Origin of the sequence: Streptomyces javensis (assembly GCF_039525925.1) — a bacterium.
GTDB classification, from domain to species: Bacteria; Actinomycetota; Actinomycetes; order Streptomycetales; family Streptomycetaceae; genus Streptomyces; species Streptomyces asiaticus.
This window is the reverse complement of the sequence record NZ_BAAAIF010000107.1, coordinates 1-22185: the sequence shown is the minus strand read 5'-3', so window position 1 is coordinate 22185 and position 22185 is coordinate 1. Positions and strand designations below refer to the sequence as shown.

15 protein-coding genes are annotated in these 22185 nt (G+C 72.8%); all 15 read left to right on the top strand.

All coding sequences use genetic code 11. The features are described from left to right. Positions 1-432: acyl carrier protein (locus ABD329_RS44870; RefSeq protein WP_344317985.1), on the top strand; the 432-nt coding region annotated here is incomplete at its 5' end. A 48-nt stretch (positions 433-480) separates the two neighbouring features. After that, complete coding sequence (locus ABD329_RS44865) at positions 481-6516, top strand: SDR family oxidoreductase (protein WP_198279108.1); 6036 nt, start codon at positions 481-483, stop codon at positions 6514-6516. After that, positions 6513-8906, top strand: a complete 2394-nt coding sequence (locus ABD329_RS44860) for an SDR family NAD(P)-dependent oxidoreductase (RefSeq protein ID WP_198279109.1) — start codon at positions 6513-6515, stop codon at positions 8904-8906. Before ABD329_RS44865 ends, ABD329_RS44860 begins: the two co-directional genes overlap by 4 nt. Before the next feature lie 11 nt (positions 8907-8917). Next, positions 8918-9355, top strand: coding sequence for an ester cyclase (locus ABD329_RS44855; RefSeq protein WP_162001940.1), 438 nt, complete (start codon positions 8918-8920; stop codon positions 9353-9355). Then, the gene (locus ABD329_RS44850; RefSeq protein ID WP_198279110.1) at positions 9352-10278 is read left to right on the top strand and encodes an SDR family NAD(P)-dependent oxidoreductase; all 927 of its coding nucleotides are present in this window, start codon (positions 9352-9354) and stop codon (positions 10276-10278) included. Before ABD329_RS44855 ends, ABD329_RS44850 begins: the two co-directional genes overlap by 4 nt. Continuing rightward, positions 10275-11708, top strand: a complete 1434-nt coding sequence (locus ABD329_RS44845) for a cytochrome P450 (protein ID WP_344317984.1) — start codon at positions 10275-10277, stop codon at positions 11706-11708. The genes ABD329_RS44850 and ABD329_RS44845 overlap by 4 nt, the downstream gene beginning before the upstream one ends. 730 nt (positions 11709-12438) lie before the next feature. Next, entirely contained in the window at positions 12439-13179 is a 741-nt protein-coding gene (locus ABD329_RS44840) for a TetR family transcriptional regulator (protein ID WP_198280647.1), read from the top strand. A 438-nt stretch (positions 13180-13617) separates the two neighbouring features. Beyond that, on the top strand, positions 13618-14481 hold the full coding sequence (gene hpnC, locus ABD329_RS44835) for a squalene synthase HpnC (protein WP_198280649.1): 864 nt from the start codon (positions 13618-13620) through the stop codon (positions 14479-14481). Continuing rightward, complete coding sequence (gene hpnD / locus ABD329_RS44830; protein ID WP_198280646.1) at positions 14478-15440, top strand: presqualene diphosphate synthase HpnD; 963 nt, start codon at positions 14478-14480, stop codon at positions 15438-15440. The genes hpnC and hpnD overlap by 4 nt, the downstream gene beginning before the upstream one ends. Then, positions 15437-16870 carry a hydroxysqualene dehydroxylase HpnE gene (gene hpnE, locus ABD329_RS44825; protein WP_309142887.1) on the top strand — a complete coding sequence of 478 codons (1434 nt, stop codon included), beginning with the start codon at positions 15437-15439 and terminating at the stop codon, positions 16868-16870. The genes hpnD and hpnE overlap by 4 nt, the downstream gene beginning before the upstream one ends. A gap of 211 nt (positions 16871-17081) precedes the next feature. Next, entirely contained in the window at positions 17082-18179 is a 1098-nt protein-coding gene (locus ABD329_RS44820; protein ID WP_198280645.1) for a polyprenyl synthetase family protein, read from the top strand. 103 nt (positions 18180-18282) lie between these two features. Beyond that, on the top strand, positions 18283-20229 hold the full coding sequence (shc, locus tag ABD329_RS44815; RefSeq protein ID WP_344317982.1) for a squalene--hopene cyclase: 1947 nt from the start codon (positions 18283-18285) through the stop codon (positions 20227-20229). Continuing rightward, the gene (locus tag ABD329_RS44810) at positions 20229-21026 is read left to right on the top strand and encodes a phosphorylase family protein (RefSeq protein WP_198281911.1); all 798 of its coding nucleotides are present in this window, start codon (positions 20229-20231) and stop codon (positions 21024-21026) included. The genes shc and ABD329_RS44810 overlap by 1 nt, the downstream gene beginning before the upstream one ends. After that, the gene (gene hpnH, locus ABD329_RS44805; protein ID WP_198281912.1) at positions 20977-22002 is read left to right on the top strand and encodes an adenosyl-hopene transferase HpnH; all 1026 of its coding nucleotides are present in this window, start codon (positions 20977-20979) and stop codon (positions 22000-22002) included. The genes ABD329_RS44810 and hpnH overlap by 50 nt, the downstream gene beginning before the upstream one ends. Before the next feature lie 4 nt (positions 22003-22006). After that, positions 22007-22185: flavodoxin-dependent (E)-4-hydroxy-3-methylbut-2-enyl-diphosphate synthase (locus ABD329_RS44800; protein WP_486388711.1), on the top strand; the 179-nt coding region annotated here is incomplete at its 3' end.

Genomic DNA, 22185 nt, shown 5'->3' with positions numbered 1-22185 from the left:
CCCGCCGCCGAGGCCGCTCCCGAGCCCGCCGCCGAGGCCGCTCCCGAGCCCGCCGCCGAGGCCGCTCCCGAGCCCGCCGCCGAGGCCGCTCCCGCGCCCGCCCCGGAGACCCCGGCGGCCCCCGCCTCCGGTTCGCGGCCCGAGGAGTACGGCCGCGACCAGCTCTTCGGGGAGCTGCGGACCCTCTACGCCGAGGCGCTCGAATACCCCGAGGACGTCTTCGAGGACGAGGTGCAGCTGGAGGCCGAGTTGGGCGTCGACTCCGTCAAGCAGGTCGAGCTCCTGTCCAGGGTCTCCAGCCGCTACGGGCTGCCGCCGCGCGAGTCCGGCTTCCGGCTGGCCACCTACAACACCATGGGCAAGATCACCGACTTTGTGCTCCAGCAGCTCAACGACCACGGGGCCCACACACCGGCCTCCGCCACGGGCTGAAGCGCCCACCCCCCGTCGCAGCAGACGCAGAAGGAGTCAGTCGTTCCGATGAAAGACCTCACGGGGAAGGTGGCCCTGGTCACCGGGGGTTCCAAGGGCGTGGGCAAGGCGATCGCGCGGACCCTCGCGGCCCGCGGCGCCGATGTCGTCCTCAACTACTTCCACTCACACGACCAGGCCAAGCGCACCAGGGACGAACTGGTGGCAGACGGCGCCCGGGTCGAGCTCGCCCGGGCTTCGGTGGCCCGGCAGGAGCAGGTCGACCGGATGTTCGCCGAGATCGAGGAGCGTCACGGGCGGCTGGACATCCTGGTCAACAGCGCCGCCAACGGGGCCCTGCTGCCCCTGGCCGAGGTGACCGACGAGGACATCGCCAAGGCCATCGACACCAACTACAAGGGCGGACTGCGCTGCGCCCGCGCCGCGGCCCCGCTGATGGCGCGGGGCGGCGGCGGGTCGATCGTCACCGTCTCGGCGCTCGGCGGCTCGCAGATGGTGATGGCCAACTACTCGGCCTGCGCCCCCGCCAAAGCGGCCGCCGAGGCGGCCACCCGCTATCTGGCCGTGGAGTACGCCCCGCTGGGCATCCGGGTGAACACCGCCTCGGCCGCCATGCTGGAGAGCGAGGTCGCGGACAAGTTCCCCAGGGCCCGGGAGATGCAGGAGGTGATCGCGAGGGCGACCCCCTTCGGACGGCTTGGCACCCCGGAGGAGTTCGCCGATGTCGTCGCCTTCCTGGCCTCTGACGCCTCGCGGTGGATCACCGGACAGGTGGTGCTCGCCGACGGGGGACTGACGCTGGGCGCCGCCCTCATGTCGCCGCCCGCCGCGGCCCCCGTAGCGGAGGAGGCCGCACCGGAGCCGGAGCCCGTCGCGGTCCCTGAGGCGGAGCCCGCCGTGGCGCCGGAGCCGGAGCCCGCCGTCGCGCCCGAGCCCGTCCTGGCGCCGGAGCCGGCGCCCGTCCCCGAGGCCGTGGACGCGCCCGCCGAAGACCTGCCCCCCGACGTCCCCGACGACGCGATCGCCGTCGTCGGCATGGGCCTGGCGGTCGCCGGGGCGAACAGCCCCGAGGAGTTCTGGAAGCTCCGTACGACCGGTGACGAGCTGTTCGTCAAGATCCCCCGGGACCGCTGGCGGCACGAGAACTTCCACGCCGTCGACACCGCGGCCGAGGACAAGGCGTACGCCGACCGCTGCGTCTTCATCACCGACTTCCAGGCCGCCCCGGGCTCCGTCGACAGCATGGCCGAGGGCGCGGACGACCACGAGCTGACCACCATGTGGCTGCGCCACAGCCTGGTCCAGGCCCTGGACGGAGTGCGTCACCAGGATTCCGACCGCTGCTCCTTCGTGGTCGGCTACACCCCCGACGGCAGCCAGCACCTGGAAGAGGCCGGGGTGCTGGACAGCGTCACCCGGATGACTCACGACATCCTCGGGGACCTGCCGCTGGACGACGGTGAGCGCACCGCGCTCGGCGGCGACATCGAGGCTGCCCTGAACCGCCGCTACTGGCGTGCGGGACAGGACCGTTCGCGCTTCCTGCCGCACCGCGTCGGAGAGCTGGCGATGCGCGGTCTGCTGCCGCCCTCCACCGAGCTGCACATGGTGGACACCGCCTGCTCCTCGTCGCTGTACGCGATCGACATCGCGGCCAAGGGCCTGCTGATGGGCAAGCAGGACATCGCCGTCTGCGGCGGCGCCTTCGCGCTCGCGCCGCGCGGCACCGTGCTCTTCTCCAAGCTCCAGGGGCTCTCCAAGCGCGGTGAGGTGCACGCGCTGGACGAGGACGCCGATGGCGTGATCTTCGCCGACGGCGCCGCGCTGGTCGTCCTCAAGCGGCTGAGCCGGGCGCGGGCCGACGGCGACGAGGTGCTCGGGGTGCTCCGCGCCTTCGGCTCGTCCTCCGACGGCAAGGGCAAGGCGATCTACGCGCCCAACGCCGCCGGGCAGAGCCTCGCGGTGCGGCGCGCCCTGGAGGCGGGCGAGGTCGAGGGCTCCGCGGTGAGCTGGGTCAACGCCCACGCCACCGGCACCCCGGCCGGTGACCTCGCCGAGTTCACCACCCTGCGGGAGTACTACGGCACCGCCGGACCCGCCGCGGTGACCTCCAACAAGTCCCTGATCGGCCACACCGGCTGGGCGGCGGGCGTGGTCTCGCTCATCGAGAACCTGCTGGGCCTGGCCGAGCACACCATCCCCGGTCAGTTCCGCTTCTCCAAGCCCCGCGAGGACTTCCGGCTCGCCGAGACCGGACTGGAGATCACCCCCGAGCACAAGGGCTGGCCGGAGCGGTCCGACGGCCCGCGGCTGGCCGCGGTGTCGGGCTTCGGCTTCGGCGGCACCAACGCCCATCTGATCGTCTCCGAGCACCGGGCGCGCCCCGCCGTCGCGGACGCCACCGCCGCCGACCGCGCCCCCGCGACCGTCACCAAGGTCCCGGACACCGGCAGCCGGGTGGCGATCGTCGGCTGGTCGGCCCATCTGCCGGGGCTGGCGGGCCGCGAGGAGGTCACCCGCTGGCTGGGCGGCGGGCCGCGCCCCCGCGACAGCTTCGGCGACGAGTACCCGGCGCCGCCGTTCAGCAAGGTCCGGCTGCCGCCCAAGACCATCCGCGCCCTGGACCGCTGCCAGCTGATGATCGTGGAGTGCGCCCATCAACTGCGCGACCAGATGCCGGACTTCTGGCGGGAGCGGGCGCTCAAGACCGGGGTGTTCGTCGGACATATGGGCCCGACCCGCGCCGCGATGCTCTACGCCAACCGCTGCTACCTCGACGACATCGCCGAGGCGCTGGGCGAGCTGCCCTCCGACGCCCTGCCCGGTGTGCTGGAGCGGCTCGGCGACCGTGTGCGCGGCATGATCCCGGCCTCCAACGAGGACTCCTTCCCCGGCCAGATGCCCAACATCATCTCGGCCCGGGTGGCGAACTACTTCGACCTCAACGGCCCGAACATGACGATGGACTCCGGCTTCGCCTCCGCCGTCTCCTCCATCACCTCCGCGGGCCGCTATCTGCGCACCGGTGAGCTGGACTTCGCGCTCGCGGGCGGGATCAACGGCAACAGCCTCCCCGAGTACCGGACGCTGATCGGCGAGCTGCTGCCGCCGGAGGCCCGGGAACTCGCCGAGGGCGCCTTCCTGTTCGCGCTCACCACCGAGGAGCGGGCCCGCGCCGCCGGGCTCGAGGTGCTCGCGTACGTGGACGAGCCGCTCGGCGCCGTCGAGACGGGGCGCGGGGCAGCGACCGCGGACGAGATCCTGCTGTGCGGTACGCCCGCACCCGAGCACGCCCGCTATCTGGGCGCGGCCGGCGGCCTCGCCGTCCTCAAGGCGCTGCACCGGCCCTCGGGGACCGTGGAGATCGCCACCGACGAGAGCGAGGGCGCCGCCGGGGCCCGGCTCCGGCTGACCATCCCGGGTGACGGCCCCGGGCCCGGCGCCCCCGGGTCCGGCGGCCGGGAGTCCGAGGACCCGCAGTCCGAGGGCCGGGAGGCGGCCCCGGCCGCGCTGCCCGCCGCGTTCACCACCGACGGACGGCTCGCGGACGGCGCCCCGGTACGGGTCCGCCGCCAGGTGCCCGTCCTGACCGAGCTGCCCGCGCGCCCCGTGCGCGAGCGCGTCCCGTTCCTGCCCGCCGGGGCGGTGGTGCTCACCGACGCCCCCGAGCCGCTCGCCGCCGCCGCGCCACCGGACGCGGAGCTCACCGTCCTGTCCACGGCGCCACTCGCGGCCCCGCGACCCGGCTGGCACCACCTGGCCGAGGTCACCGAGGAGTCGGTCCGCCGGGCCCTGGCGGGCGCGGGCCCCGGGGTCACCCACCTCAGGGTGGTGGGTGACCTCGGCCGGGCCGCCACGGACGGCCCCGCGCCCGCCCTCACCGCCCTGCACGACGCCGCCTACCTGACCCTCCAGCACCTCTACGACGACCTGGGCGACCCCGGCTCCTCGGCCGTGGCGCTGCTGCTGGGCGCGGCGCCGGGCGGCGTCCCGCATCCGTACACCGGGCTCTTCACCGGGCTGTGGAAGACCGCGGCCCTGGAGCGGGACGCCTGCCTCGCCTTCACGCTGTGCACCTCGGCCACCGACCTCACCGGGGCGATGGCCCGCGCCGAGGAGGAGAGCGCGGCCGAGCGGGTCTTCCCCGCGGTGTTCGACCTCGACGGCGTACGGAAGGCGTATCTGCTCTCCGACGAGCCGAACGACTTCGGCGCGGGGGCACCGGCCGTCCTCGGCCCGGACTCCGTCGTGGTGGTCGCCGGGGGCGCCCGGGGCATCACCGCCGAGGTGGTCAAGGCGGTGGCCGAGCACTTCCGGCCCCGGATCTACGTCCTGGGCAGCAACTCCCTGGACGACTATCCGCCGGAGACGTACCAGGGCACCGACGAGGAGTTCGCCGCCCGCCGCGCCGGTTACATCAAGACGGAGATCGCCCGGCGCGACGGCCGCACCGTGGCCGACATCAACCGCGCCTTCGACCGCATGGTCAACGCCCGCTGGGCGAAGCGGAACCTGGACGAGATGGCCGCCCACAGCGGTGCCGGACGGGTCACCTACCTCGCCTGCGACATGCGCGACGGCGCGGCGGTGGACCGGGCGATCGGCCGGGTGCTGGACGAGCGGGGGCGGATCGACCTGCTGGTCAACGCCGCCGGGTTGCAGCGCTCCGGGCTGATCAAGGACAAGAGTTTCGCCGAGTTCACCGCCATCCGCGATCTGAAGCTGGACTCCTACCTCCACCTCAAGCGCGCCCTGCGCACCGCACCGCCCCGGCTGTGGTGCAACTTCGGCTCGCTGCTGGGCTACTTCGGACAGCTGGGGGAGGCCGACTACGCCGCGGCCAACGACTTCCTGGCCGCCGCCGCGACCCACACCAGCGCCACCGATGCGCGGACGGACGAGTTCACCGTCGGCTGGACGCTGTGGGAAGGCGTCGGCATGGGTGCCAACGAGCTGACCAAGGCGTACTACGAGCGCGCCGGCTCGTACAGCAACATGGCCATCGCCGAGGGCATCCACCACTTCGTCCAGGAGCTCCACGCCCCGGTGCGGCGCCCCTCCGTCGTCCACCTCGGCGACGCCGAGCGCGCCACGGTGGAGCGCTTCTACCCCGGCTATCTGGACCGGCGGCCCGGGTTCTTCCTGCGCCGCCTGGTGGCGTCCGACGAGCGGTCCGTGGTCTACGAGTGCCCCTTCGACCTGGACACCGACGGCTATCTCGAACACCACACGGTGCGCGGCGAGGCCACCCTGCCCGGCACCTTCGTCACCGAACTGGCCGCCGAGGCCGCCCGGGCCCTGGTCCCCGGCAAGCGGGTGATCGCCTTCGAGGATCTGCGCTTCGAGCACTTCCTGCGGGTCTACCGCGACATCCCGGCCGGTCCCAGGCGGATCCGCGCCGAACTGGTGGACGGCCCCGGTGAGGTGACCGTCGTCCAGGTGCGGATCACCGAGGACGTGGTCGCGCCCAGCGGGGTGGTCCTGGTCGAGGACCGGACGCACTTCCTGGCCCGGGTGCTGCTCGACACCGAGGCGCCCACCGCGCCGCGCTGGGAGGAGTGGCCGGCGGGGGAGGAGACCCCGGTCCCCGACCCGTACCACCAGCCCGGCTCCCCGGTGCGGCTGACCGGCCCCTTCGTGTCCACCACCGACACCCGGATCCACCCCCGGGGCAAGCGCGCCCGCTACGCGCCCGATGTTCCGCCCGGCGATCCGGTGTGGTCCCGCTTCACCGTGCCGAGCATCCTGCTCGACGGGCTGGCCCGGGTGGGGGTGCTGGATCTGGTCGACGGGCATCTGGTGCCGGTGGCCGCGCCGCTGTCGATCCGCCGGATCGATCTGTACGAGGAGATCAGCGATCACGACCTGGCCGCGTCCGGGGAGGACATCGACCTCTTCGTCGCCCCGCCCGGCTTCGATCTGGCGGCCGACACCATCAGCAACCGCTTCGTGGCGGTGCGCCCCGACGGCCGGATGCTGCTCCAGATGAAGGACATGCGGGCCACCCTCATCGGCTATGTCGACGCCGAGACCGGCGCGGCCGTCCCCCTGGAGCAGGCACCTGAGGGGGAGGACCGGACATGACCGTGACCGCGGAGGACGCGCCGGTCCAGCCGGTGACCCGGATGGTGTGGCGGCTCACCGAGCTGCCCCAACCAGCCGGGCCGCACCCCCGGCTGGCCGGGCTGCGGGTGCTGCTGATCGGCGGCGAGGAGGACATCGCCGCCGGTGTGGAACGCGAACTGAAGGGGCACGGCGCGCTGGTGCGCCGGGAGCCGGAAGGACCCGGCCCCGTGGACGCCGTCGTCGACCTCACCGTGGGCCGGGCGTACGACCCGGACCGGGCCGCCTCCGCCGGGGCCTGGCGGCGGGCGCTGATCGAGACCGTGACCGCGCTGCGCGGGGTCTACGACGACTGGGCGGCCGAAACCGCCGCGGACCGGCTGTGCTACCTCGCCGTCAGCTACCTCGGCGGCGGGATGGGCCAGCATCCGCGGGACGGTCTCGAGCAGCCGCTCGGCGGCATCTGGGCCGGGCTCGCCAAGACCCTGCACCGGGAGTTCCCCAACGTGGCCGCCCGCGTCGTCGACATCGACCTGGCCGCCTCCGCCGAACTGCCCGGCATCGTCGCCGCCGAACTCGGCCGCCGCACCGGTGAGATCGAGGTCGGCCACCGCGACGGCCGCCGGTACACCCTCACCCCCGAGGATCGGCCGGTGGCCCCGGCCGCCCTCACCCTCGGCCCCGAGGACACCGTGCTGATCTCCGGCGGCGGCCGCGGCATCGGCTGGGAGCTGGCCCGGTCGCTGGCCGCCCGGCACGGCGTACGGGTCGTGGTGACCGGCCGGGAGCCGTTCCCCAGCGGGGACGAGCCCTGGTTCGGCGTGGACGAGGCCGGGTGGAAGGCGTACGAGAAGCGGATCTGGGCGGGCCGCGCCAAGGGCGAGTCGCCCGCCGTGGTCCGCGGCCGGCTGGCCCGCACCCGCCGGCTGTGGGAGCTCGCCACCCATCTGACCTCCGCCCGGCGGGAGGGGCTGCGCATCGAGTACGCGCGCTGCGACTTCACCGACCGCGCCCAGGTGCGTGAGCTCATCCGGCGCGAGGACGCGCTGGAGGGCGGCCGGCTCGCCGGGGTGGTGCACAACGCCGGGGTGGACACCTCCGCCCGGCTGCCGAAGAAGACCGACGAGGAGATCCTGCGCACCGTCGAGGTCAAGATCGAGGGCTTCCTCAACGTCTTCGAGGAGGTGCGGGGGCGCGACCTGAAGTTCTTCTGTAGCGTCGGCTCGCTCACCGGACGGCTCGGCGGCATGGTCGGTCAGCTCGAATACGCGGCGGCCAACGACGGTCTGGCGCGGCTGGGCCAGTGGGCCGCCCGCCGGGCCGCGTTCCCCGTGATGACCCTCGCCTGGCCCACCTGGGACCGCATCGGGCTGATCGCCAACTTCGCCGCCACGCTGCGCTACATGGCCGCGATCGACGTGGCGGACGGCCTGGAGCGCTGGCGGGCCGAACTGCTGGCGGGGTCCGAGGGCGAGGTCACCTTCGTCGGGCCGCTGGGCAAGGCCCTCGACCCGGGGCAGGCCATCGGCTATCCGGTGGTGCCCGCGCTGCCCGGGTTCGCCGCCGCGTACCCGAAGGTCTTCCACCTCGGCGAGGTGACCTCCTACCAGCCGCACGCCCAGCTGACGGCACGCGTCGCCTTCGACCCCGCACACACCCCCGCGCTCGGCGACTTCCGCATCGACGGCGCCCCCGCGCTGCCGCCCTCCCTGCTGCTGGAGAACGCCCTGCGGGCCGCCGAATGGATCGTCCCGGAGGACTTCCCGGCGCTGCGGGCCGGTGCGCTGGAGGAGATCGTGGTGCCGCTGGCGCTGCTGCGCATCGAAGGACCCGCGATCCGGCTGGTCCGCGAGATGCGCGGCGTGCGCGAAGGGCACGACTGGATCGTGGAGGTCCGCTACCGCCACGAGGGGGCCGCGGACGGCCCGGAGGCGAGCCTGCGCATCGTCCACGAGACCGGCGCGCCCCGGCCGCCCGCCCCGCCGCGCCCCGACGTGCCTCAGACCACCACGCTCCGCTCCGGGCCGCCCTTCCTGCACTGGCGCGGCGCCGTGGTGCCGCTCTGCGCGTGGACGGCGGGGCCGGTGGCGGCGGCGGGCCGCCTGGTGGCCGAGGTCCCGCGCTGCCTGCCGGTCGACCTGTGGGCGACGCCGTATGTGCCCGGGACGGCCCTTCCGATCGCCGCGCTGGAGAACGTGGTGCGGCGGTGCACCACCCAGGGCGACGGCCTCTCGGTCACCGCCGACCCGCTGATCCTCGGCCGGATCGCACCGCACTCCGCCGAGCGCGGACCCACCCGTGTCGAGGGCGATCCCTCGCTCGGCGTCTGGCGGATCACCGACGCAGACTCCGGGGACCCCGTGGCGACCGTCTCGGGACTCTCCGGCCCGCTGGGAAACACGACGGAATAGAAAGGCAGTTCATGTCCACTCCCGAGCAGAACAAGGCCGTCCTCGAGCGCTACTACGAGGAGTGCCTCAACAAGGGCAACCTGGACGTCATCTACGAGGGCGCCACCGAGGACCACATCAGCCACGGCACCGCCGCCAACGGCAAGGAGGGCGTGGAGCACCTGAAGGAGTGGGTGCGGCTCCAGCGCGCGTCCTTCCCCGACCTCCACGTCACCGTGGACGACTGGATTTTGGAGGGGAACAAGGTCGTCAGCCGCTTCACCGCGCGCGGCACCCACACCGGCGACGACTACGCGGGCCTCATCCCGGCGCAGGGCCGCAAGCTGGAGATCCCCGGCATCGTCATCGACGAGTTCAACGACGAGGGCAAGATCGTGGAGAGCTGGTTCTCCATGGACTCCTACGACCTCGCCACCCAGCTCGGGGCGTTCGACGCGCCCCCCGCGTGACCGGCCATGAGCCGGCCCCGGGCTCCGGGGCCGGCATCCCGGTCCTCATCACCGGCTGCTCCTCCGGGATCGGCCGCGCGTGCGCGCTGCGGCTGCACCGGGCCGGGCACGCCGTGTACGCCACCGCGCGGCGGCCCGAGACGCTGGCGGAGCTCGCGGGCTCGGGCATCCGCACCATGGCGCTCGACGTCACCGACGAGGAGTCCATGGCCACCGCGGTCGCCAAGGTCGAGGCGGCGCACGGCGCGGTCGGGGCGCTGGTCAACAGCGCGGGCTACGCCATGTCGGGCTGTATCGAGGAGGCATCCCTGGCCGAGGTGCGCGAGCAGTTCGAGACCAATGTGTACGGACTGGTCCGGCTCAGCCAGCTGGTGCTGCCCGCGATGCGCGCCCACGGCGGCGGCACCATCGTCAACATCTCCTCCATCTTCGGCCGTTACGCCGTCCCCGGCTCGGGCTTCTACAACGCCACCAAGCACGCCGTGGAGGGCTTGAGCGACTCACTGCGGAACGAGGTGGCCGACTTCGGGGTGCGGGTCGTCCTGGTGGAGCCGGGCCCGGTGCGCACCACCCGCTTCGGCGCCACCTACGTGGCCAATCTGCGGCCGGTGAGCCGGACGTACGAGACCTTCCGCCGGGAGAGCGCCGAGTACTTCGAGGCGATCTACACCGGCAGCCGCCGGACCCTGGCGGGCACCTTCGCGATCCAGGCGGACGATGTGGCCCGCCGGGTGGCGAAGGTGGTGGCCAAGGGCGCCCGCGGCTCCCGGCCGCGCGCCCGCTACCCCGTCGGACTGCTCGCCCACAGCACGATCGCCCTGCGGCGCCTCACCTCCGACGTCCTTTTCGACCATCTCTTCGTGCGCCGCCTGTTTCCGGTGCCCCGCGGGCCGCGGCCGCGAAAGCAAGGAGACCACCGATGACCACAGCGACCTCCGCGCCGCGCATCGCACCCGGCCCCAAGGGCGCCCCGCTGCTGGGCAGTCTGGGCCCCTGGAAGCGGAACACCGCCGAATTCCTGCTCGGACTCCAGCGCGACCACGGCGAGATCGTCCGGATGCGGCTCGGCCCGTTCCTGGTGCACCAGGTGACCGAGCCCGAGGCGGTGCGCCGGGTGCTGGTGGAGAACAACGGCAACTACGTCCGCGGCCCGCTCTACGAGCAGTTCGGCGTCGTCATGGGCAAGGGGCTGCTCACCACCGACGGCGAGTTCTGGCGCGCCCACCGGCGGGCGGTGCAGCCGGTGTTCCTCAAGAACGCCGTCACCGACATCATCCCCAACATCATCCGGGCCACCGAGGAGATGCTGGAGACCTGGGAGCGCAAGGCCGCCGCCGGTGAGCCCGTCGACCTGATGACCGACATGCTGCGGCTGACCCTGGTCACCCTCTCCCGCTCGCTGTTCGCCTACGACATCAAGCCGGACTCGGCCCTGCTGAAGACGATCGTGGACGATGTGGTGGAGGTGATGTTCCGCCGCGGCACCGCCACCGAGATGCTGCCCTCCTGGGTGCCGACGGACCGTCAGCGCAAGATCCTCAGGATCCACCGGGTCTTCGACCGCATCGTGGCCGATGTGCGCCGGAGCTACGCCGAGACGGGGGAGGGGCCGCTGATCGAGCTGATGGAGCGGGCCACCGACCCGGCCACCGGTGAGCCCTGGACCGATCAGCAGATCAAGGACGAACTGCTCACGGTCTATCTGGCCGGTCATGAGACCACCGCCGTCTCGCTGTGCTGGACGCTGCTGTCGGTCGCCGCTCACCCCGGCGTCCAGGAGGAGCTGGACGCCGAGATCGCCACGGTGCTCGGCGGCGGGCTGCCGGACGCGGAGAGCGCCGAGTCGCTGACGTACACCAAGATGGTCGTCGACGAGAGTCTGCGGATGCACCCGCCCATCTGGATCTTCCCCCGGGCGGCGGTGGAGGCGGACAGCCTCGGCGGCTACGACATCGAGCCGGGCTCCTCGATCCTGCTGTCCCCGCTGGTCTCCCACCACAACCCGCGCCACTGGGAGAACCCGCTGGCCTTCGACCCGTACCGGTTCACCCCGCAGGCCATCAAGGAGCGGCCGCGGATGGCGTACCTTCCGTTCGGCTCCGGGCCCCGGCAGTGCGTGGGCAACTTCATGGCCCTGCTGGAGCTGCGCATCATCGTGGCCATGGTGAACCAGCGCTTCCGGATCAGCCGGATCCCGGGGACCGAACTGCGGTACGGCTCACCGGTGATCTCGCTGCGGCCGCTGAAGGACGTGATGGTGACGGTGACCGCGCGCGAGCGATCCACCGCCGCCCCCCGCCCGGCCCGCCGGACCGCACCCGCCGCCCCCGCCGCCTGCCCTCATCACCCATAGCCCGGAGGGCGGAAGCGGAATCGGAGTTCCGGGCCGGACCGACGCCGTCGCCTTTCCCGATTTCGCCCGCGCCCCCCGGCCCGGGATCCCCGGCACACCGTCAGAAGCAGGGGTTCATGGCGGTCGATCATTATCCACGGGACGCGGACGCTTTTCGGGGAAAACGCGTCCCGTGGCGATGGCTTCGGGAATGCGGAAGATGCGCGGCGGGCCGCGAAGGACGAGGCCCGGGCCGACCGCGCGGCAGCGCTCCGGCGCCGGGGCGACGCCCTCCGGCGGGCCGCGGAAACCGTTCCCGGGCCGTGCCGGAAATCCACCGCGCCGACCGGTCGGTTTTCTTGACGCTCCTGGTGGAAGGGGTGGGACGGACCCTTTCCCCAGGTGCGCCGGGACGGCCAAGAACTTCATTTCACGATCGCTACGGGCGTTTACTCCCAGGTGGCGCCCGGTGTGGCCGTCCACCGCTCGCCGTCCGCTCCCCGGAGCACTCGCGCACAATGCCTCCGAATGAATGTCCGACGTATGTACGGACGCTCCCCCGCCCCCCGGGTGACCCGGATGGTGGTCGCTGAGCCAACCGACGGGGCAACCCCGCGGATCTGTGGCAGGGTCAGGGGGCTAGCAGTTGAACCAGAGGCACTGTCACCGCCGCTGTTCACTAAACGGAGGCGCTGTATCGTGTGCGTGTACGCCGGGTTGTCGAGCGGCGCAGCATCAGGGAGGGGGACGCGTGTCGCCAGGGGAAGCGCACGTCGCACCGTACTCACGGCGCGAGCGGCTGCGCATCGCGACCATCCGTGAAATCAAGGACGTCGCCCGGACGCTCCTGGTTCAGGAGGGCCCGGAAAATGTGACCATCCGGGCCATCGCGCGTGAGATGGGCATGACCGCGCCGGCCGTCTACCGCTACTTCAGTAGCCGGGATGCGCTGATCCTTCAGCTGCGTGTGGACATTTTCGAGGAGATGGCCCGCTTCATGCGCGGCGTCCTCGGTCAGCACCCCGAGGAGGAGCCGGGCCGCCGGTGGATCAGCGGCGCCCGCGCGCTGCGCGTCTGGGCGATCAAGCACCCCCATGAGTTCGGGCTCATCCTCGGCCCCTGGGCCCCGGGGCTCGGCCGCGAGGAGACCAAGCCCGAGCGCCATATGAGCTGGGTCTTCGGCTCCGTGTACTCCGATCTGGTCGCCGACCTGTGGCGGGTGCGGGGCTTCCCCGCCCCCGAGGTCGAGGAGCTCGACCCCGGCCTCGCGCGTACCCTCACCGCGCTCAGCGAGGACCAGGACGTCGACATGCCGCCCGGAGCCATCGCCGTGATGCTCCGCTGCTGGGTGCGGCTGTACGGGGTGATCTCCATGGAGGCCCTCGGCCATATGTCCTTCGCGCTCTCCGAGGGCCAGCACTTCTTCGAGTTCGAGCTCCGCGACCTGTGCCGGGTGCTGGACATCTCGGAGTTCTACGAAGAGGTCGTCTGAGGCCGTCCGAAGCCCCCGGACACCGGCCCGGGGGCGTTCGCCGGTCACCCGCCCGGCGCCCCGCCGAAGGTCACATCGGGGTATCGCTCCGTACATGTGTACACCGAGAGGCGTAAGCTGTGGCAATGCCCGTCCGGATCATGCCGGAGCCGGGTCCTTGTCGCCTGTTCGGGGGCTGGGGGCCGGGGCCCGTTGACAAGGCGGAGCGGCGTGTCCGGATCGTGCGGACCCTGGTAACCGGTGTAGAACGGGGGATGTGACGGCATTGGCTACACGGCCCATCTCCAGCGCTCCCGAGGGGCCCGGTCGCCGGGACCCACGTGGCGTCCTGGGTCTCGCCCGTACGCCTGGCTGTCCACGGTGACCGTCGAGGACGAGCGCAGCGGGTCCCATACCACGTCGGGCAGCCGGAGCGGCGGGCAGGAAGCCGCTCGCGCCGTGCTCGACAAGGCCGCCCACGAGAACTTCCCGGTGGCCCCCTTCTTCCTCCCCCGCGCCTGGCGCACCGATCTGATGGCCGTCTACGGCTACGCCAGGCTGGTCGACGACATCGGCGACGGCGATCTGCCCCCCGGCGGCGCCGACGCCGAACTGCTCGGTCTCGACCGCGACCGGGCGGACGACGCGCTCGCGATGCTGGACGCGTTCGAGGCCGACCTCCGCCGGGTCTTCCAGCCCGCCGCGGAACCGCGCCATCCGCTGCTGCGGGCCCTGCGCCCCACCGTCCACCGCCATGGGCTCGACCAAGAGCCCTTCCTGGGGCTGATCGAGGCCAACCGCCAGGACCAGCGGATCCGGCGGTACGCCACCTACCAGGACCTCCTCGACTACTGCGAGCTGTCCGCCAACCCGGTCGGACGGCTCGTCCTCGGCATCACCGGCACCGCGAGCCCCGAGCGGATCCGCCGCTCGGACGCCATCTGCACCGCCCTACAGATCATCGAGCACCTTCAGGACGTGGCCGAGGACCTCCGCAGGGACCGCGTCTATCTGCCCGCCGAGGACATGAAACGCTTCGGGGTGACCGAGGCCGACCTCGCCGCCCCCAGGGGCGGCGTACGGTTGCGCGCGCTGGTCGCGAAGGAGGCGGAACGCGCCGCTGCCCTGCTGAATGAAGGCACCCCCCTGGTGGGTAGCGTCCACGGCAGGCTCAAGGTGCTGCTCGCCGGATTCGTGGCCGGGGGGCGGGCCGCCTTGCGGGCGGTCGCGGCCGCGGGACATGACGTACTCCCTGGACCGCCCAGGCCCACCAAGCTCAGCCTGCTGCGCGAGGTGGGGGCGACACTGCGAAGAGAGGGGTGAGCCGGACCGTGAAGGGATCTCCGCACGCGTCCGCGCCAGTGCTCGCGGCGTACCGCTACTGCGAGGCCGTGACCGGCCACCAGGCCCGCAACTTCGCCTACGGCATCAGGCTGCTGCCGACGGAGAAGCGCCATGCGATGTCGGCCCTGTACGCCTTCTCCCGCCGGGTCGACGACATCGGCGACGGCCCCCTCGACCCGGAGGCCAAGCGCACCCGGCTGGCGGAGACCCGCGCCCTGCTGGACCGGATGCGGGGCGGTGGCATCGAGGAGGACGACACCGACCCCGTCGCCGTCGCCCTCGCCCACGCCGCACACCGCTTCCCGATCCCGCTCGACGCGCTGGACGAGCTGATCGACGGCGTGCTGATGGACGTGGCCGGGCAGACCTACGAGACCTGGGACGACCTCAAGGTCTACTGCCGCTGTGTGGCGGGCGCCATCGGACGGCTCTCGCTCGGCGTCTTCGGGACCGCCCCCGGCGCCGGCCACAGCGAGGACGAGCTCGAGCGCGCCCCGACCTACGCCGACACCCTCGGGCTCGCCCTCCAGCTGACCAACATCCTGCGCGACGTCCGCGAGGACGCCGCCACCGGGCGCACCTATCTGCCCGCCGACGACCTGGCCAAATTCGGCTGCGCCGCCGCGTTCCGCGGCTCCACCGCACCGCCCGACGCCGACTTCACCGGTCTGGTCCACTTCGAGGTGCGCCGGGCCAGGGCGCTGTTCGCCGAGGGGTTCCGGCTGCTGCCGCTGCTGGACCGGCGCAGCGGCGCGTGCGTGTCCGCCATGGCGGGCATCTACCGCAGGCTGCTGGACCGGATCGCCAGGGACCCCGGGGCCGTCCTGCGCGGCCGCGTCTCGCTGCCCGGCCATGAGAAGGCGTACGTGGCGGTGCGCGGTCTCGCCGGTCTCGACGCCCGCGCCGTCGAGCGCCGCGGCGCCGGGAGGCCGGTGTGACCCACTCGACCCTGGACCCCGCCCCGCCCGCCGGGCCACGCCCCGCCGGGCGGAGCGCGCTGGTGATCGGCGGCGGGCTCGCCGGTACGACGGCCGCGCTCGCGCTGGCCGACGCCGGGCTGCGGGTCACCCTGGTCGAGGGTCGCCCCCGCCTGGGCGGCCTCGCCTTCTCCTTCCACCGCTCCTCCCCGGCGGGCGTGCTCAGCGTCGACAACGGCCAGCATGTGTATCTGCGCTGCTGCACCGCCTACCAGTGGTTCCTGGAGCGGGTCGGCGCGGCCCGACTCGCCCCGCTCCAGGGCCGGTTGGACGTTCCCGTCCTCGACGCCCGGGGCCGCGCCGGACGGCGGCTCGGCCGGCTGCGCCGCACCGCCCTGCCGGTGCCGCTCCACCTGTCCGCGAGCCTGGCCACCTACCCCCATCTCTCCCTCGCCGAGCGCGCCCGGGTGGGCCGCGCCGCGCTCGCCCTGGGGCGGCTCGACCCCGAGGACCCGGCGCTGGACGGGGTGGACTTCGCCGGCTGGCTGCGCCGCCACGGCCAGTCGCCGCGCGCCGTCGAGGCGCTGTGGGACCTGGTCGGCGTGGCCACGCTCAACGCCACCGCGACCGATGTCTCGCTGGGCCTGGCCGCGATGGTCTTCAAGACCGGGCTGCTCTCCCGGCCCGGCGCCGCCGACATCGGCTGGGCCCGCGCCCCGCTCGGCGAGCTGCACCACACCCACGCCCACCGCGCCCTGGACGCGGCGGGTGTGCGGACCGACCTGCGTACCCGGGTGACCGCCGTCACCCGCACCCCCGAGGGCCGCTGGCGCGCGGCCACCGCCGGGCGGCCGGGGGAGGAGCCGCAGGTCCAGGCGGACGTCCTCGTACTGGCGGTGCCGCAGCGCGAGGCGCACGCCCTGCTGCCCGACGGCGCGCTGGAGGACCCCGGCCGGCTGCTGCGCATCGGCACCGCGCCCATCCTCAATCTGCATGTGATCTACGACCGCACGGTGCTGCGCCGCCCCTTCTTCGCCGCGATCGGCTCCCCCGTCCAGTGGGTCTTCGACCGTACGGACGCCTCGGGGCTGAGGGACGCGCCCGGGGCCGGGGACAGCCAGTACCTGGCGGTGTCGCAGTCCGCCGCGTACGACGACATCGACCGCCCGGTGGCCGAGCTGCGCGCCCGCTATCTGCCCGAGCTGGAGCGGCTGCTTCCGGTCGCCCGCGGGGCGCGGGTGCGCGACTTCTTCGTCACCCGGGAGCGCACCGCCACCTTCGCCCCCGTCCCCGGCGTCGGCCTCCTCCGGCCTTCAGCCCCGACCGACGCGCCCGGCCTCTACCTGGCCGGTGCGTGGACCGCCACCGGCTGGCCCGCGACCATGGAGGGCGCCGTGCGCAGCGGGCTTTCCGCCGCCCGAGCGGCCCTCACCGACCTAGGGGGCTTCTGATGGATCTCCGCGGCGTCGCGACGCCCGGCACGCCCTCTCGCCGCACCGGCCGAAAGCCCAAGTACGCCCAGTACGAGGGCTTCCGGCCGGCACGCCGAGAGCACGCACCGGACGCCGCTCCTTCCCCCGCGAAGATCCATCAGAAGCCCCCTGGCCGCCCGCATGTGAACCCTCTCCCCGCCCCGGGCGGGGGGACGCCCAAGGAGGCGGCATGAGCACCACCACCAAGAACAGAGGAGAGACCGTGACCCCGGCGACCCCAGGTGTCGACACCGCAGGCGTCATGGCGCTGCTGGACCGCGGCCGTACGCTCGCCACGCCGGTGCTGCGCGCCGCCGTCGACCGGCTGGCCCCGCCCATGAACACCGTCGCCGCGTACCACTTCGGCTGGATCGACGCCGAGGGCAACCCGGCCGAGGGCGACGGCGGCAAGGCCGTACGTCCCGCGCTCGCCCTGCTGTCCGCCGAGGCGGCGGGCGCCGCCCCCGAGGCCGGGGTGCCCGGCGCGGTCGCGGTCGAGCTCGTGCACAACTTCTCGCTGCTCCACGACGACCTCATGGACGGGGACGAGCAGCGCCGCCACCGCGACACCGTCTGGAAGGTGCACGGCCCGGCCCAGGCCATCCTGGTCGGTGACGCCCTGTTCGCGCTGGCCAACGAGATACTGCTGGAGATCGGCACCGCCGATGCCGGGCGGGCCACCCGCAGGCTCACCGCCGCCACCCGGAAGCTGATCGACGGTCAGGCGCAGGACATCTCCTACGAGCACCGCGAGCGGGTCACCGTCGAGGAGTGCCTGGAGATGGAGGGCAACAAGACCGGCGCGCTGCTCGCCTGCGCCGCCTCCATCGGCGCCGTGCTCGGCGGCGCCGACGACCGCACCGCCGACACCCTGGAGCGCTACGGCTACCACCTGGGCCTCGCCTTCCAGGCCGTCGACGACCTGCTCGGCATCTGGGGCGACCCGGAGGCGACCGGCAAGCGGACCTGGAGCGATCTGCGCCAGCGCAAGAAGTCCCTCCCCGTGGTCGCCGCGCTGGACGCCGGCGGCCCCGACTCCGAGCGGCTCGCCCAGATCCTCGCGGCCGACGCGCACAAGCCGGAAGAGGAGTTCGCCGACTTCTCGGAGGAGGAGTTCGCCGTGCGCGCCGCGTTGATCGAGCAGGCGGGTGGCCGGGACTGGACCTCCCAGGAGGCCCGCAGACAGCATGCGACCGCCATGGAGGCGCTGGGCTCGGTGGACATGCCCGCCGAGATCCGGGCGCGGTTCGTGGCGCTCGCCGACTTCGTCGTCGTACGAGAGAGATGATCGCCATGGACCGCTAGTTCGCAGTCGCCGGCCGGTACCCAGCCGGGGTACCGCCCGACGGAAGCCCCAAAGACGGCAGATGAGCACACTGCGAGGGGAAGCCATGACAGCGACACCGACCGTCCAACCCTCCGAGTCATCCGAGTCCAAGACATTGAGCGTCGCCCGTGAGGCGACGGCCCGCGCGGTGGACCACCTGCTGTCCCGCCAGGACGAGCGGGGCTGGTGGAAGGGCGACCTGGAGACCAACGTCACCATGGACGCCGAGGACCTGATGCTCCGCCAGTTCCTCGGCATCCAGGACCCCGACACCCTCGACGCCGCCGCCCGCTATCTGCGCTCCCAGCAGGCCACCGACGGCACGTGGGCCACCTTCCACGGCGGTCCACCCGAGCTCTCCGCCACCATCGAGGCGTACGTCGCCCTGCGGCTGGCCGGCGACGAGCCCGACGCGCCCCATATGGCCGCCGCCTCCGCCTGGGTGCGTTCCCGGGGCGGGATCGCGAGCAGTCGGGTGTTCACCCGGATCTGGCTGGCCCTCTTCGGCTGGTGGCGCTGGGAGGACCTGCCCGAGCTGCCACCGGAGATCATCTACTTCCCGAAGTGGCTTCCGCTCAACATCTACGACTTCGGCTGCTGGGCCCGGCAGACCATCGTGCCGCTGACCATCGTCTCGGCCAAACGCCCCGTGCGCCCGGCCCCCTTCCCCCTCGACGAGCTCCACACCGACCCCCGCAGACCCAATCCGCCGCGCCCGCTCGCCCCCGTCGCCTCCTGGGACGGTGTCTTCCAGCGGCTGGACCGGGCCCTGCACGCGTACCACAAGGTCGCCTTCCGCCCGCTGCGCCGGGCCGCGCTGCGCTCCTGCGCCCGCTGGATCGTGGAGCGCCAGGAGAACGACGGCTGCTGGGGCGGCATCCAGCCGCCCGCCGTCTACTCCGTCATCGCCCTCCATCTCCTCGGCTACGACCTCGACCACCCCGTGATGCGCGCCGGTCTGGAGTCGCTGGACCGGTTCGCGGTCTGGCGCGAGGACGGCAGCCGGATGATCGAGGCCTGTCAGTCCCCGGTCTGGGACACCTGCCTGGCCGCCATCGCGCTCGCCGACGCCGGACTCGCCCCCAACCACCCGGCGCTGGTCAAGGCCGCCGACTGGATGCTGACCGAGCAGATCGACCGGCCCGGCGACTGGTCGGTCCGGCGGCCCGGGCTCCCCTCCGGCGGCTGGGCGTTCGAATTCCACAACGACAACTACCCCGACATCGATGACACCGCCGAGGTCATCCTGGCGCTGCGCCGGGTCGACCACCCCGAGCCCGAGCGGATCGAGGCGGCCGTGCGGCGCGCCATGCGCTGGACCCTGGGGATGCAGTCGAAGAACGGGGCGTGGGGCGCGTTCGACGTCGACAACACCAGCCCGCTCCCCAACAAGCTGCCGTTCTGCGACTTCGGCGAGGTGATCGACCCGCCGTCGGCCGATGTCACCGCGCATGTGGTGGAGATGCTGGCGCACGAGGGGCGGACGTACGACGCCCGCACCCGGCGCGGTATCTCCTGGCTGCTGGCCGAGCAGGAGCCGAGCGGCGCCTGGTTCGGCCGCTGGGGCACCAACTATGTGTACGGCACCGGCTCCGTCGTCCCCGCGCTGATCGCCGCGGGCGTCCCCGCCTCCCATCCGGCGGTCCGCCGGGCGGTCCGCTGGCTGGAGAGCGTCCAGAACGAGGACGGCGGCTGGGGCGAGGACCAGCGTTCCTACCTCGACGCCGAGTGGATGGGCCGGGGTGCCTCCACCGCCTCGCAGACGGCGTGGGCGCTGCTCGCGCTGCTGGCGGCGGGGGAGCGGGACGGCGCGGCCGTGGAGCGCGGGGTCACCTGGCTCGCCGAGACCCAGCGGCAGGACGGCTCCTGGGACGAGCCGTACTTCACCGGCACCGGATTCCCCTGGGACTTCTCCATCAACTACCACCTGTACCGGCAGGTGTTCCCGGTCACGGCACTGGGCCGGTATGTCCACGGCGAGCCCACCGGGGCACGACCGCGGAGCAGTTGATGTCCGCCGATCCGGCCGCGGAGGCCGGCGGTGCGGCGCTGCTGATCGCCTGTGCGCTCGGCATCGAGCGGTTCGCCCTGCGCGGTGCCGGCCCCGGCGCCGCCGCCGGGGCGGTGACCGTGCTGCGCACGGGCATGGGGCCGCAGTCGGCCGAGCGCGCCGTGACCCGGGCGCTCACCGGAAGGTCCGGTGAGCCAGGTGAGCCAGGTGAGCCAGGTGAGCCCGGTGAGCGGCGTGCCATGTCCGGTGAGCGGCGTGCCACGCCCGGTGGGCGGTCCATCGCCGTCATCGCCACCGGCTTCTGCGCCGGGCTGGCCCCGGGGATGCACCCCGGGGATCTCGTCGTGGCGGACGAGACCCGGGATCAGGCGGGCCGCACCGGGTGCACCGGCACCCGGATCCTCGCCGAGGCCCTGTCACATCCCCTGTCCGGCGGCCCCCGCCGGGCCGTCCACATCGGTCCGGTCGTGGGCTCGGACCATGTGGTGCGCGGCGCGGAGCGGGCCGCGCTGCACAGCACCGGCGCGATCGCGGTGGACATGGAGTCCGCCGCGACCCTGCGCACCGCCGTCGGCCACGGCGTCCGTCCGGTTGCGGCCGTCCGGGTGGTCGTGGACGCTCCAGAACATGAACTCGTCCGAATCGGCACACTACGCGGTGGAATATCGGCTTTCCGGGTTCTTCGGACCGTTCTTCCCGCTTTCTTTCACTGGCACCGTTCTTCGCTGCTCCCAGGAGGTGAGCTAGATGGCCATGCCTCTCCGCCAGACCATCCGGGTCGCGACGTATCTCTTTGAACAGAAGATGATCAAGCGGCGGGACAAGTTCCCGTTGATCGTCGAGCTCGAGCCGCTGTTCGCGTGCAATCTCAAGTGCGAGGGCTGCGGGAAGATCCAGCATCCGGCCGGGGTGCTCAAGCAGCGCATGCCGGTCGCCCAGGCGGTGGGCGCGGTGCTGGAATCGGGTGCGCCGATGGTGTCCATCGCGGGTGGTGAACCCCTGATGCACCCGCAGATCGACGAAATCGTGCGGCAGCTGGTGGCGCGGAAGAAGTATGTCTTCCTGTGCACCAACGCGATGCTGCTGCGGAAGAAGATGCATCTGTTCAAGCCGTCCCCGTACTTCGCCTTCGCGGTGCACATCGACGGGCTGCGGGAGCGGCATGACGAATCGGTGGCGAAGGAGGGGGTGTTCGACGAGGCGGTGGCGGCCATCAAGGAGGCCAAGCGGCGCGGCTTCCGAGTCACCACCAATTCCACCTTCTTCAATACCGACACCCCGCAGACCGTCATCGACGTGCTCGACTTCCTCAATGACGAGCTCGAGGTGGACGAGATGATGATCTCGCCCGCCTACGCGTACGAGAAGGCGCCCGACCAGGAGCACTTCCTGGGCGTCGAGCAGACCCGCGAGCTGTTCCGCAAGGCGTTCGCCGGGGGCAACCGGCGCCGCTGGCGGCTCAACCACAGCCCGCTCTTCCTCGACTTCCTCGAGGGCAAGACGGACTTCCCGTGCACCGCCTGGGGCATCCCCAACTACTCCCTCTTCGGCTGGCAGCGCCCCTGCTATCTGATGAGCGACGGCTATGTCCCGACCTACCGCCAGCTGGTGGAGGAGACCGACTGGGACGCTTACGGCCGCGGCAAGGATCCGCGCTGCGACAACTGCATGGCCCACTGCGGCTATGAGCCCACCGCGGTCCTGGCGACCATGGGCTCCCTCAAGGAGTCGCTGCGCGCCGCCCGGGAGACCGCCGCCGGAAGCCAAGGGTGACGCGATGAGCTCAGCGGAACCAGTCGCACTCGGCCTGCCCGGCGTGCCGGGCAGGCCCCTCGCACCGCGCCGGGTCTCACGCCGCCTCCAGGTCGGGGCGGTGGCCGTGGGTGGCGACGCGCCGATTTCGGTGCAGTCGATGACGACGACGGTGACGGCGGACATCGGTGCGACGTTGCAGCA